The sequence below is a fragment of the Vibrio sp. Hep-1b-8 genome (genome assembly GCF_006124995.1).
GTDB lineage: Bacteria > Pseudomonadota > Gammaproteobacteria > Enterobacterales > Vibrionaceae > Vibrio.
Genome location: NZ_QEWN01000129.1, coordinates 40,759 through 55,102 on the forward strand (window position 1 = coordinate 40,759; position 14,344 = coordinate 55,102).

Annotated in this window: 9 protein-coding genes; 4 read left to right on the forward strand and 5 right to left on the reverse strand. The window is 44.9% G+C overall.

The window, feature by feature from the left end; all coding sequences use genetic code 11:
- Positions 1-50: 50 nt before the first annotated feature.
- Both DA100_RS17415 and DA100_RS17420 read right to left on the reverse strand, forming a co-directional pair.
- Entirely contained in the window at positions 51-2,522 is a 2,472-nt protein-coding gene (locus tag DA100_RS17415) for an EAL domain-containing protein (RefSeq protein WP_138973284.1), read from the reverse strand.
- 53 nt (positions 2,523-2,575) lie between these two features.
- The gene (locus DA100_RS17420) at positions 2,576-5,038 is read right to left on the reverse strand and encodes an EAL domain-containing protein (RefSeq protein ID WP_138973285.1); all 2,463 of its coding nucleotides are present in this window, start codon (positions 5,036-5,038) and stop codon (positions 2,576-2,578) included.
- Between the two features lie 209 nt (positions 5,039-5,247).
- On the opposite strand from DA100_RS17420, the gene DA100_RS17425 reads away from it, so the two are divergent.
- Positions 5,248-7,542: a YgiQ family radical SAM protein gene (locus DA100_RS17425; protein WP_138973286.1), complete on the forward strand. Its 2,295-nt coding sequence runs from the start codon at positions 5,248-5,250 to the stop codon at positions 7,540-7,542.
- Between the two features lie 63 nt (positions 7,543-7,605).
- Here the strand turns inward: DA100_RS17425 and serC are convergent, their stop codons facing one another.
- Both serC and DA100_RS17435 read right to left on the reverse strand, forming a co-directional pair.
- Positions 7,606-8,688: a 3-phosphoserine/phosphohydroxythreonine transaminase gene (gene serC, locus DA100_RS17430; protein WP_138973287.1), complete on the reverse strand. Its 1,083-nt coding sequence runs from the start codon at positions 8,686-8,688 to the stop codon at positions 7,606-7,608.
- Positions 8,689-8,812: 124 nt separating this feature from the next.
- Complete coding sequence (locus tag DA100_RS17435) at positions 8,813-10,078, reverse strand: DUF945 family protein (RefSeq protein ID WP_138973288.1); 1,266 nt, start codon at positions 10,076-10,078, stop codon at positions 8,813-8,815.
- A gap of 173 nt (positions 10,079-10,251) precedes the next feature.
- On the opposite strand from DA100_RS17435, the gene DA100_RS17440 reads away from it, so the two are divergent.
- From DA100_RS17440 to DA100_RS17450, 3 genes are all read left to right on the forward strand, one after another.
- Positions 10,252-12,204, forward strand: coding sequence for an ATP-binding protein (locus tag DA100_RS17440; protein ID WP_138973289.1), 1,953 nt, complete (start codon positions 10,252-10,254; stop codon positions 12,202-12,204).
- Positions 12,201-12,698 carry a response regulator gene (locus tag DA100_RS17445; protein WP_138973290.1) on the forward strand — a complete coding sequence of 166 codons (498 nt, stop codon included), beginning with the start codon at positions 12,201-12,203 and terminating at the stop codon, positions 12,696-12,698. Before DA100_RS17440 ends, DA100_RS17445 begins: the two co-directional genes overlap by 4 nt.
- A 166-nt stretch (positions 12,699-12,864) precedes the next feature.
- Positions 12,865-13,431, forward strand: coding sequence for a hypothetical protein (locus DA100_RS17450; RefSeq protein ID WP_138973291.1), 567 nt, complete (start codon positions 12,865-12,867; stop codon positions 13,429-13,431).
- Between the two features lie 90 nt (positions 13,432-13,521).
- Here DA100_RS17450 and DA100_RS17455 read toward each other — a convergent pair whose 3' ends face one another.
- Positions 13,522-14,109 carry a TfoX/Sxy family DNA transformation protein gene (locus tag DA100_RS17455; protein WP_138973292.1) on the reverse strand — a complete coding sequence of 196 codons (588 nt, stop codon included), beginning with the start codon at positions 14,107-14,109 and terminating at the stop codon, positions 13,522-13,524.
- Positions 14,110-14,344 lie beyond the last annotated feature (235 nt).

The following is a 14,344-nucleotide window of genomic DNA, read 5'->3' on the forward strand; positions in this document are numbered from 1 at the left end:
AATTAAATTAAGTGAGTATTTGGATGCGGATAATAGCAGACTGAACAATTTTAGCCATTGGCGAAGTGTTTTAAAATGTCTTGATTGGTGACAATGCCCAAATACTCTCCCGAATCATTCACCACCAGCCAAGGGGGTTTTATGCCCGATTTGATGATGTTAGAAATCTCGCTAAGTGGTGTCTGATGTCGAATAGTATGGAGGTTGGTTCGCATCACTCGGTTGAGTGTTTTTTTGCAAATAGACAAATCTTTACTGGTTTCAAGTTTTGTCCCTAATGTCGGTGACAAATGGTAATTGAGCTCTTCTCGTCCAACGACCCCAACGCACATTTTCCGATTTAGAATAGGAATGAAATCGATTCGGTATTGATCAGAGTTCAACAGTGCTCTCGCCCTTTCGATATTGTCATTGGGAGCAAGACTCGGAATGTGAATCTGAGTGATACTCAATATCCCAGACTGCCTTGCGTGATCTGAGCCTGATAGGAACGATTCCAGTTTATCGTAATAACCCCATGCATTTTCTAATTGCTCTAAAGGCAATGGTTTAGAGAAAAAGTACCCCTGGATATAGTCCACGCCTAAACCGCACACCACTTTCAGCTCATCAAGCGTCTCAACGCCCTCCGCTACCACTTTTACATTCAGCGTATGTGCCAGTTGGGTGATCATTTTTACAATAAAGAATTTGTGTGTCCCATGTTTAAGGTCCTTAACAAACTCACGGTCAATCTTGAGAATATCGAAGTTGCAATCACTGAGGTAAGCAAAAGAACTGTAACCGGTACCGAAGTCATCGATCGCAACACTCACCCCTCTCTGACGTATATTTCTAATTAACGATGACTGTCGAGATTCACTATCGAAATAAGCACTTTCCGTTAATTCTATGGTGACCGTCTCTGGTCGATTCGCATATTGATGAATGAGAGAATCAGCACTGCGTAGTACTTCATCCACTGCTAGCTTAGTGTTTAACGAACGATTAATGGTTACACCTAGCTGGTGACCAAAACGTTCCTGAATCATATTCAAATCATGCAGTGCTTTCTTACCTACGCACCAATCTAGATCCGAAACCAAATCAAGGTCTTCCGCTATCATTACCATTTCTTGCGTATTGAGAATCTTACCGTTGTTCGCTTTAAAACGACTAAGCGCCTCAAACTTCACAATATCCCAATTTTTTACATCTATGATTGGCTGATAATAGACTTCTATATTTTGCGTACGGATCAGTTTCTCGGCCCACTCTTCCAGTTCTTTGCGGCGTAAAACCTCTTTGTGTAAAGCTCCATGGTAGAAGGTAATCTGTCCGCGCTGCTCTGAGGTTTGGTCCAACATCGCCTGTACGGCATGAGAGACCAGCAACTTGGGGTTATGGGTATCGTGGCCCAATACGGAAACCCCGACACTACCGTTAATGATAGCACTGTGTATGGTTCTCCCTGCCGACTGATTGAGAGAGGCAAAGAAGCGGCGTATGGCCTGATGAATCAACCGTATCTGAGCTGGACCCGTGACCTTGTCACACTCTAAGCAAGCGACGAAATGGTTACTACCTAAATAGCCAACAAACTTAGCAACCTTATTGTTGGTAAGATGTTCAGACAACATCGACTTGAGTTCAAAATCATCAACCGGTCCAAAACTTGGGCGAAAGGCGACCACCATATGGATATTGGGTTCAGCACTTTCCATCCATTGCTGGGTAATGGCGCGAACAAACTGCTTTTCAGTTGGCAATTGAGTGAGCAACTCAACGCCACCTAGTTCAACGTCGGCAATCCGGTAAAGATTGTTGGAAAGGTCAAGGTATACGCCAAGATAGAATATTCCCTCGACAAGGATAATTTTCTGTAAAGTTAAGTCTTGAGGGTAGGTTTTACCACGAGATGATTGAATAAGAACGACACCAGACCAACTGCCCTCCTTGTCAACTTCCTGCCATATCTTCTGATAAAAGCTACCGCTGTGCTTGTCCGAATTTAGCAGATCCATTGGTCGACCAACCAATTGTTGGTTACTGTAACTGGCATGTTCTAGGAAGTAATCATTGCACACCACGATGTTACGCTGTTCGTCTGCCAAAACGACACCGTGATGAGGGTTATTAAACAGTTGTTCAAATAGAGCACTTAACGTTGATGTCGTCGCATGAACAAACAGTAACGGAGTCAGGGTTCCAGTTACAAGCCTGTGGCTTTCACCACGAAAACTTAACTCCGCATAGCAACACTGGTCATCACTAAGTTGTAAACAACAACAAAAACGATGTTTGCTCTGGTATTTACATGCCTGAGCCAATAGCGCTAACAGCTCCGTTTGATCGTGATAGCTCATGCACGGCAGTAGTACGTTGCCCGTTAAAGTAGGAAGGTCTGAATTCAGCAGTTGGCGACACAAATCTTCATCAATTTGCAGTTGATGATGCTCAGTATCCCACTGCCATTCTAGTTGCGTACTCGTTGTCTGCTCGTTTGCCTTAAAATCACGTACGGAGCCTAACTCCCTGTACATAGACTCATCCTATCGTTGAGCAATCCCTAATATTAAAGTTAGAACAAACTCAACTAAGTGACAGATTTATTATTAGCAAGGCAACTAAGCGCGGCTAGCGGGCCAACTAAACCTTTAAAATGACCATACTCATCAACTAAACACCAAGGGAACGGCCTGTTTTGTTTGACGAGACTCGCTACCTTAGATTGTGGGGTATGCCAATCAATTTCGCTGATAACGGGCAACATAATTCGGTTAGCAGGTTTGTTCCAGTATGCATGCTCCTTAGTAGACTCATGGTCGGTACCCATGTTTGATGTCAAATGCAGATTCATGCTTGGCCGGTCGATATACCCGACACAAATCTTGTCTTCTATGATAGGCAAGTAGTCCACTTCTGTATCAGAAAAGTATTGGTAAATCAGCGACAGTGGCTCGCCAGGATCTATATGCTGTGAAGAATAAGCAAGATGGCTTATTGAGCTAGGAGAGGCTTGAACCTCACTCTCATCTTGTTGAAATAAGTGATTGATAGAAGTCAGCTCAGCTAAGGGTAACGGTTTTGAGAAGTAATAACCCTGAACAAATTCGACACCAAGATCATACAGCACATCTAACTCTTGTTGGGTTTCTACACCCTCTGCTATCACTTTTAAGTTAAGGCGTTTCGCGAGCTGAATTAAAGCGACAACAATTTCGTATTGCCGTGTTTGTAACGACAGGTGTTGGATAAATTCACGATCAATTTTGAGAATATCAAAGTAACTCTCTTTTAAATATTTGAATGACGCACAGCCGGTACCAAAATCATCCACAGCGATTTGTACACCCGCGTCACGAAGCAAACCCAGTAAATGTTTATTGTGGCTGTTACTTTGAAAAAAAGCGCTTTCCGTAAATTCGAGCGTCAGCAATTCAGGAGCCATCTTCTGTTTATCTAGAATATGCGCCGCTCGTTGCAAGATATCACTCAGGTCTGTGGTACTTCTCAGTGAACGATTGACTGAGATCGCCACATGCTCCCCAAATTTTTTCTGTAATTGTGGGAATTGCTCAAGGGCCGACAGCAAGACCAGATCATCAAGTTCAACAACCTTGTCTAACTCTTCAACCACTTCGACCAACTCTTGCGTTGACGCTGCAAACTCGTCGCTGTGTGGAAAACGACACAAGGCTTCAAACTTGTCGATTCGACGACGCTGAATATCAACAATCGGTTGGAAATAGACATCCACTTTCCCTTGCTCAAGGCTATGTAAAACGTGGTGCTCAAGCAGTTTCTTACGCTCCACCTGACGATGGATTTCTCGATCATAGAAGTTTATTCGTCGCGTTTGACCAGAATGAAGTTCTAATAAAGCTTGGTAGGCATGAGATACCAACTGGTTCGGCTGAGTTGCATCTACATTCCACACTGACACCCCAGTTACCCCTGCTTTAAGAGCCAATGCGACCGACGCTTGGGCGTGCTTAAAACTTTGAAACAGTTGGGTAATTGACCGTCCGATGTCACTTGCAACCTGCTGGGACAACTGCACATCAACGGCTAAGCACACGACGAAGCAATCACTGCCTAAATAACCACTCTCGAGAACATGGCTATTGTCTTTGAGGTAGCTAGCGAACTGGCGCTTCGTTTCCTGCGCAGAGTTTTGTTTAAACTTCGGCTGAATCGCTAATACCACTACGCCTCTTCGTGGGTCAGTATCAGAGCAATACTCTTTTAAACGGGTGAGAAATACCTCCTTGCTGGGAAGTTGGGTGAGCAGATCAACCCCACCCGACTCTAAATCTTCAAGCCGCTCTAGTTCACTGGAAACATCAGAGGAGAAGCCAACGTAATAGACCTGACCATCAGCAAAATGAATCTTTTGAAGCGTCAGTTCGTGGGGAAAAGCTTCACCGTTAGCATGACGCGACAAAATGATGCCTTTCCAGAATCCTTGCTCATGAACTCGTGTCCACATCTCTTGATAATATGCTTCGCTGTGTTCTCCCGCATTGAAGATCTGCGTGCGTAGCCCGACCAACTCATTGCGCAGGTACCCCGTCAAGGTTTCAAAGTAGTGATTGCAGGCAAGGATTCTGGTGTCGCTATCGGTGACGATAATTCCATGATGAGAATTTTCAAATAAAGCATAAAACAGCTCAACGACTTCATGTTCGGTTGGAAAAATGAGGCAAGGCGACAAGGTTCCCCTCAATTCATGATCGCTAACTCTGTCAATAGCGATTTCGACATAGGCAAACAGATGAGGTTCAGTGAATAAACAGCAATGGGCGTAGGTGCGCTCTTGACTGTTGATGGCCGTTTGAAACGCCTGTTTGACAATAACCTGCTGTGGCTTAGGTAAAAGCCGAAATAGCGTTCGGGCGGTCAAATTACTCCTGCTATCTCCCACTAGTAGCGCTTTTACCTGACTGTCACACTCAAAAACTTGTGTTTTCAAGTTTAGATACCAATCGTAAATCGCGTATTTTGAAGACGCAGCTAGATCATTGATTAAGCGACCATTTGTATCGGAGTCATTCACTAGTATAACCACCTACTTTCATAATAGCGTTAACGTCTAATATAGCTGGAGTTGTATAAACAATACGTTAATGAGATAACACTTTAGTCAATCAGTTCCCGATCAAGAAAATCCTCGTCCGCGGTAGCTAAATAGACTTAGTTATAATGAGGTAGATAGTCGCCCTTCAAGTCGCTATAATTCGCGCTCCTTGGCACTGAGAGCAAAATATGTACAGCAATATCACTCCTATTCACGAGCACAAAAAATATTGGGCAGAATGCTTTGGCACTGCGCCATTTCTGCCGACCAATCGTAAGGAAATGGATGCCCTAGGATGGGACAGCTGTGACATTATCATCGTAACGGGTGATGCGTACGTCGACCACCCAAGCTTTGGTATGGCGATTATTGGCCGTCTTCTTGAAGCCCAAGGGTTTCGAGTCGGTATTATCGCTCAACCAGAGTGGCACAATAAAGATGCCTTCACTGCTCTTGGTAAACCAAATCTATTTTTTGGTATCACTGCTGGCAACATGGATTCGATGATCAACCGTTATACTGCTGATCGTAAGCTGCGCCATGATGACGCCTACACACCAAACAACGAAGGTGGCAAACGCCCAGACCGCGCGACACTCGTCTACTCGCAGCGCTGTCGTGAGGCCTACAAAGGGGTACCTATCGTACTGGGCGGAATCGAAGCCAGTCTGCGTCGCCTCGCGCATTATGATTACTGGTCTGACAAAGTACGTCGTTCTGTCCTATTTGACGCTAAAGCAGACATCCTGTTGTTTGGTAACGCAGAACGTGCTTTGGTCGAAGTCGCACATCGACTAGCGGATGGTGAAGAGATCACCAGCATGACCAACATTCGTGGTACTGCCGTCAGCCTTCCTGCAGAGCCAGAAGGTTACACAGTGATCGACTCTTCGCGTATCGAGAAGCCGCGCAAAGAAGCCTTTATTCCGCCTAACCCTTATGCGGTTGAGGAACAATGTGATACTAAGGCAAAGGCGCAAGAGTCTGAAGCCAAGCCGATTACGATCCGACCATCTCGTCACGATGCAGCTACGACAGCGGTACGTATCCCACCGTTCGAGAAACTCAACAATGACCGTATTCTTTACGCTCATGCCAGTCGAATCATGCACCTTGAAACCAACCCGTATTCGGGTCGTGCATTGATTCAACGCCATGGTGATCGCGAACTTTGGGTCAACCAGGCGCCAATTCCACTTACAACGGAAGAAATGGATTACGTGTTTGGGCTGCCTTACGCACGCGTTCCGCACCCAATGTACGGTAAAGCGAAGATTCCAGCCTACGATATGATTAAAACCTCGGTAAACATCATGCGAGGCTGTTTTGGTGGCTGTTCATTCTGTTCTATCACCGAACACGAAGGTCGAATTATTCAGAACCGTTCACAAGAATCGATTCTTAACGAGTTAGAAGAAATTCGCGACAAAGTTCCTGGATTTACTGGCACAATCTCCGACCTTGGCGGGCCAACGGCCAACATGTATCGCCTAGGTTGTAGTGATCCAAAAGCGGAAGCGAATTGTCGTCGCCCGTCATGTGTTTTCCCTGGTATCTGTAACAAACTGAATACCGACCATAAACACACGATTGATCTCTACCGTGCTGCCCGCAAAGTTCAAGGCATCAACAAGGTCATGATCGCGTCGGGCGTTCGTTATGATCTTGCGATTGAATCGCCTGAATATGTGCGTGAGCTGGTGACCCATCACGTCGGTGGTTATCTGAAAATCGCTCCAGAACACACCGAAAAAGGTCCGCTGGATTTGATGATGAAGCCAGGCATGGGAGCCTATGACCGTTTCAAAGAGATGTTTGAGAAATACAGTGCAGAAGCAGGTAAAAAACAATACCTTATCCCGTACTTTATTTCTGCACACCCTGGCACGGAAGACGAAGACATGCTGAATCTCGCGCTATGGCTGAAAAAGAACAACTTTGAATGTGATCAAGTACAAAACTTCTATCCATCGCCGATGTGTAATGCGACGTCTATGTACTACTCAGAGACCAACCCACTAAAACGCGTTAAATACAAAAAGCGTGAAGAGGTTCCTGTCGCTAAAGGTGAACGTCAACGTCGTCTCCACAAAGCATTGCTACGCTATCATGATCCAGCAAACTGGCCATTGATTCGTGAAGCACTCGTCAACATGGGTAAAAAGCACCTGATTGGTGACAAACCAGGTTGTCTGGTACCAGAGGAAGATATCGAGGCTAAAACCCCAGCTCAGCGCCGTAAGTCAGGTCGACACGGTTCACAACGTTTTGCCACTAAGCATACCAAGAGCCAACCTGGCTTTGAAAAACTGCAAGGCGAGCAACGTGGACAAGGCAAAGGCCAATCAGCGAATAATAAAGGTGGTTCCGCGCCAAAACGCAATGGTAAACCGGATAGCAAACCGAATAGCAACCGCGGCGGTAAGCCTGCGGCAAGTCACGCGGGTAAGCCACCAGCAGGACGTAAGCCAAAACGCCGCTAACAGCAGTTTCCAGATACAAAAAGGGCCTAACGTCGATTCGTTAGGCCCTTTACTTATTTTCGATTAAGCGTTTTCAGCTTCAAACTCTTGCATAAAGTCTACCAATGCCTGAACACCTTCTAATGGCATAGCATTGTAGATAGAAGCACGCATTCCACCCGCAACTCGGTGACCTTTGAGTGCCACCATTCCGCGCTCGGCTGCCTGCTGCAAAAACAGCCCGTCAAGCTCTGGCTTAGCTAGCTGGAAAGGAACATTCATACGCGAGCGGTTGTTCGGATGCACATTGTTAATGTAGAAATCTGAACCATCGATTTGATTGTAAAGCAGCGCCGCCTTCTCTTGGTTTACTTTTTCGACTTCAGCCACACCGCCCTGCTCTTTCAGCCATTTGAAAACCAAGCCAGACAAGTACCAAGCATAGGTTGGAGGCGTATTAAACATCGAATCTTTTTCCGCCAATACTTTGTAATTCATAAAGCTCGGAACGACGTTGCTCGCTAGCTCTAACAAGTCATCACGAACAATGGCAATACAGATACCAGCAGGGCCGATGTTTTTCTGTGCGCCTGCATAGATAACCCCATACTTAGAGACATCGATTTGGCGCGAAAGAATATTCGATGACATATCGGCAACAATTGGCTTGTCTGTTGTTGGTAAGTCACTGATTTCGACACCATCGATAGTTTCATTTGGACAGAAATGAACATATGCTGCATCAGGAGCGATTTGCCATTCAGAAGCAGGCAACACCGCCGTTTTACCGTCAATGTCTGTTTTCGCCACAAAAGTATCAACTTGGCAGTACTTTTGCGCTTCATCGATAGCGCTCTCAGCCCAGTAACCAGCATCAATGTAGGTCGCTTTGTTGGCTTCACCTAGCAAGTTCAGTGGTACGGCAGCAAACTGCGCTCGTGCTCCACCTTGGCAGAAAAGAACTTTGTAGTTGTTAGGAATGTTTAGCAAATCGCGGAGATCCTGTTCGGCCTCTTCCGCAACCTTGATGAACTCTTTACTACGGTGACTGATTTCCATCACCGACGTACCTAGGTCATTCCAATCGACAAATTCTTGTTGTGCTTTTTCCATCACCTCTTTAGGCAGTGCTGCGGGGCCTGCGCTAAAGTTGAAAACCTTGCTCATCTATACTTTCCTTGCATATGCTTCTATAAGAGATTGATCGATTAATACCATGTTTTTTGCTTGATAAAAAGCAAGAAAAGAGGTCTTAAGACCTCTTTTCTCTCTAAGCAATTAAATTTTGCAATTACGGCGTCATCAATGCGGGTAGAAGCAACGCCATTAGAGGAATTTGCTGCCCGTTAGCGAACACTAAATTACCTTCTTTCAGCTCCGCTTTAATCTGGTAGCCCTGGTCGGTTTCTTTAATCAGTTCCATCACCATCGCTTCATCAATGCCTTGCTGTATAAATGGGTATTGAGTAACTAAACCATTAGAAAAGAAGGTGTCTAGATCGCCAGTTAGCGCAGGCAAAATCATGGCTGGATTCTGTGTAACGTTGTCAGTCCCTTGAGGAACAGTTATCTGCCATTTAGACTCAAATTCACTCTCATCGCCTAACTTAACTGCCATTTTGTTCATTGCAAGGTAAAAACCTTTTGAGAATAAACTTTCCACATATGGTACCGCGGCATCAATGTCCTCATTGGTTGGCATTGGGTTGTTCTGATAGAGATTGACCAAATGCTCAAAAGCAACGCTATCTAAGCCGCCAAATGCAAGGTCAATTGACACGCTATCCACATCACCATCGACAGTCACTAGATCTCTTAAATCGACAACATGTTGGCTGCTGACCGTTTTTTCCACGTCGTCAAATGAGCTTGTGAAAGTATACTGACTGTCGCTAAGGCTAAATAGCGGCGACTGATCCACATCTAGGATGGACGCTGCTGCCACTTTTAGCGTCTGTTCGCCAATCCAAAAGCTGTTAATTTTCTTTCCTTCACCTTGACCCGATAATCCAGAAAGCAGCACTTTTTCACCGGAATTGAAGTCAACCTCTACCGACGGAACACTTAGCTGATAGGTTAAATCACCCAATACGCTGATATGCCCTTTCAGCGTTGATGCGGTCACAGAAACAATAGCCCCATCCGGACCTTCAGAAACCTGATTCCAGTTGGCCATTGATAAGACGTAATCGGTATTACCGTTGAGTTGAGTGACTGTGTTTAAAGTCAATGGCAGTTCCGGCTGGTTATCTATGACCGATTCCGCTTTAAGATTAAATAAACCATGGCTTACATGACTCGTGAGCACAACCTCGGTTGGCAAACCATCGACGGCAAGCTGCTCAGCCAACGTTGGATCAAAAACCGTATAGCGAGTTTTTACCGTAGATGACAAGTAGCCTCTGTCATACTCTACGATTTCTGCTTTTATGGAATCACTATTAAGGTGAGCGATACCATCACTAATAACGGCTTGTCCAATCTGACCGACAGCAAGTGGCCAACATAATCCAAGTACAACAGCACCGCCTATGGCAGCAATTTTTTTAAGTTCCATGGTATAAATTTCTTAAACTTCGATTTCATCCAGTCTACACGAAAAAACATTGAGATAAATCAGAGTATTGGCTTTCTATTAAAAACATCAGAAATTCTCATACCTAGCTCTCAATACATTTTTTTCAACCTTGATACAGTTATCCCTGTGGATTTTCAAATTGTAGCTTACTCGTGAATCATTTTGCCGTACTGTGTTTAGATAACAACCCAATTAGTATCGAGCAGCTGAGGCGTGAACTCAGCCCTCTTTCTGCCAAATTCGACCTGCATACCGCCGACTCACTCGACGAGGCTCACGCAGCGCTTGAGTATTGCCTAGAGCAAAACCAAACCGTCGCACTTGTCATTGCTAGCCACCATGAAAATTTCAACGGCGCTGACTTTCTTATCCAGCTCGACAAAAACAGTCACACCCAACGAGCACGTAAAATCTTAATCAGTTGCGGACAGGATATACAGGCTATCTTGTCAGCGGTGAATGATGGTCGGTTAGACCACTGCTTAACCAAACCGTTGCAAGACAATCTCGTTCACCAAATCGCGCAGAAAGAACTGACGACCTTTATTCTACAAAACGATAAAGATAACTTACTCGCGTATAGTATGGTGCTCGATCAGCATCGACTGCTACGTGCCCACATCGAACAGAAGATGCGCAGCTATCGAGAAGGTTTTATTACCGATCATCATAGCCTTTCCGATCAACAATTAGCCCAACAGGTCACCACCGCACTGCTGGAATTCTTTGCTGATCAAGATGAAAGTCGGGCGATAAGAACCTATTCACCGGACCACTTACTGACCAAAGAAGGTGAAGAGAACCAGTTCCTATGGTTCATAACCAAAGGTCAAGTTGCCCTGTATAAAAAAGATGATATTGGCCGACAAAGAGAAGTGGTTAGACACTCACAGGGGAATATTGTCGGTGGTATGTCTTTTGTGACCGGAGAACCTTCATTCTCAACCGCAGTCACACTCTCACAGACTGAAGTTATTAAGTTAGATCGAGAAGTGTTTGGTAAGGTCATGCACTCCAATATGACGCTGTTACCACTCTTTACTAACTTGCTGCTTCGCCACTTTAACCGCCGACTACAGCGCAGCATTAACACTAAATTAGAATTACAAAAAACGCTTGAATCCTTAGAGCTTGCCCACCAGCAACTCATTGAACGTGAAAAGATGGCAATGTTGGGGCAACTCGTCGCAGGCGTCGCCCACGAACTCAACAATCCAGTTGCAGCAATACTGCGCGGCACCGACCTCTTGACCGAAAAGATGCAACATCTGGTCGACGTTCATTCGATTGATGACATCGGGCTCGAAGGTATCTCAGTCCTCAAACAAGGGCTGACTCAACGCCCGCGTTCAACCGCAACCGAACGAGCCATTGTTCGCGATGTTGAAGCTTTAGTCAGCCACCGAAGAATCGCTAAAAAACTGGTCAAACTCGGTTTAGAGACACAAACCAATTGGCATGATCTGGCACAAAAGGATCCTGAACGAACCTTAGAGCAACTTGAAAAGTTAGAAGATTACTATCTGGCGGGTTCGACGCTGCGCTCCATTAATGTTTGTGCTGGAAGAATCGCAGACATGGTTAAAAGCCTCAAAGGGTACGCGCGACCAGACGACGAGCGCTTTCATCTCGCAGATATTCACGAAGGCATCGAAGACACACTGACCATTTTTGAGAACAAACTCAAATTTCATTCAGTTGAGCGTCATTATGCTGACATTCCGACCATTCAATGCCTACCGATTGCATTACAGCAAGTCTGGACCAACCTCATTTCCAATGCCATTGATGCTTTTCCCCAACAAGGAGTATTGAGGATTGAGACCCAAAATACCCACAACGCAGATCAAGACTGGGTTGTGGTGACATTTACCGATAACGGCTGTGGTATCCCCCACTCTGTTAAGACACAAATGTTCGATCTCAACTTTACCACCAAGAAAGAAGGCAATTTTGGCTTGGGTATTGGATTATCTGTCTGCCAGCAAATTGTCCATCAGCACGGCGGTAGAATTGAGGTCGAGTCTGTTGAAAACCAATTTACGTCAATGTCAGTTTGGCTGCCCTGCCGTCAACTGGCTATTTCGCCAAGGAGTCCCGAATGAACAAATACCTAATCTTATGTGTCGATGATGAACGAGAAGTATTGGACAGCGTCATTCAAGACTTAGACTGCTTCGAAGAGCACTTTATACTCGAACCGGCTGAGTCGGTAAAAGAGGCTAAGGATATCATCCATGAAGCACAGCAAGAAGACGTAAAACTGGCGCTGATCTTGTGTGACCACATCATGCCTGAGCAAACGGGCATCCAATTTCTTATCGAGTTGAATGATGACCCTCAAACCAAGGCCACGCGCAAGTTGCTCCTAACCGGACAAGCAGGTTTGGAAGACACCGTTGAAGCAATCAATCACTCCAGCCTAGATTTTTACATTGCTAAACCTTGGCGTGGTGATGAGCTACGCAAAGTGATTAAAGACCAGTTGACTACCTATATCATCGACAACGAATCTAACTTAATGCCTTGGGCGTCGGCTTTAGATACTGAAAGAATGTTTGAAGCTATGGCTAAAAATCGCCTCGAATTTGGTGAATAAATAATCATTTATGGCACACAGATTGCTTATAGGTATAAATAACGACAAAACAATGACATTTTTATAGTGACCATTGCTATGATGCATTATCATGTCGTAATTAATGTCATAGCGCTTGTGTCGCTAAAGACCAAGGAAATTAACAAGATATAGGTTTATCGTCCATATGCGTAAAACAATCTTAGCTGCAGCTTTAGTGCTTGCATCCGGTCAATCATTTGCTCAAACCGATCCAAATAGCCCTGCGGTCATGAGTAACTTCAGTTATGACTACTTAGAAGCTCGTATCGGTGCTAGTCCTGTAACTTTCGGTGCAGCAATGAGTAAGTCAATCCACCCTAACGCTCACATTTTAGGTCGAGTGGACTCTGAGTTCGAAGGTGACTACGATGCAGCAGCAGGCTTCGGTTTCCATGCTCCAATCAATAACTGGGCTGACTTTACTGGTGAAATGCTTCTTCGCCTTGTTGACACAGGTGATCAGGGCCGTAACGGTTACAGTCGCGGAACCAACACAGGCATGGAACTGAATTTAGGCATCCGCCAGTGGTTAGGTCCACAACTAGAAGTAGGTGGTAAAGGTGGCTATGTCTCAATTGATGACGACGACAAGTGGATTGGTTCAGCCTACGCACGATTCCACTCTACAGAGCTATTCTCTCTAGGTGCTGAAGCGCGTATCAATGACTTCTACGGTGATCAGCTAATGTTCACTACACGTTTTAAATTCTAATAGAACGTAATTGTTAAAAAACCGAGGCACTGCCTCGGTTTTTTATGCAAATCCATTTGCTTTGAGCGAACACTTAAAGTGACGATTAATCTAGTGGCAGTTAGCCAATAGTTGACGCTTGCGTGGTTCCTGAATCAGTTTCCAATGAATCCCTTCGACTGCACCGGCAAACTTCCACAGTAGCTTGACATCTACATCACTGCCATAAGCTTCTTTGACACGGCTAAATACTGCCGCTGCACCGAGTTCTAGGAAGGTATCAACATCTTCCACACCGGCTTTTTTAACCATGCGCTCTAGCGTCAACTGCATATTAGGCAAATCTCTAAGGCGACGATTAGCAGAAGAACGTTTGTATTTACGTTGTGATACAGAACACTTAATGGATTGCTCAACTAACTCTTCGACACGTTCAAAGTTATCAACAAAAAGTGAGGTAATGTCGTAGTAGTTAACGGTTGCTGTCGTCTGTTTTTTAACGTGGCGATACTTCTCGCAATTAAGAGCTCTTAACTCTTCGTCGAGTGCTTCAGCACCACGGATGAAAATTTTATTCGCGCTAAGAAGAGCGAACATTGCGTCGTCTTTGAATAACCCAGTACCACCAAACATTGATCGTTTCTGGAAGTCACCAAATTTCTTAACATATTGAATAAATTGTTGCTCTGTCATATCCATTGATCCTCAATCAAAAACCCCGATTAGTCGTGATCACCAGATAGCAGCAGTTATAAGCGAAAGATAAAAACACACTCGAGCAGTTAATTTTTTTGTTTGAGCCAGAGTGATAACAACAATAAGAATGATAGTTAACGAAACGAAATAAGTCTGGGCATGCGTCACATCAATTGCATGAGAAAGGGGCAATTCTGGATTAAGTGTCACAATTTAGTACTTTACGTCCTTTGAATGC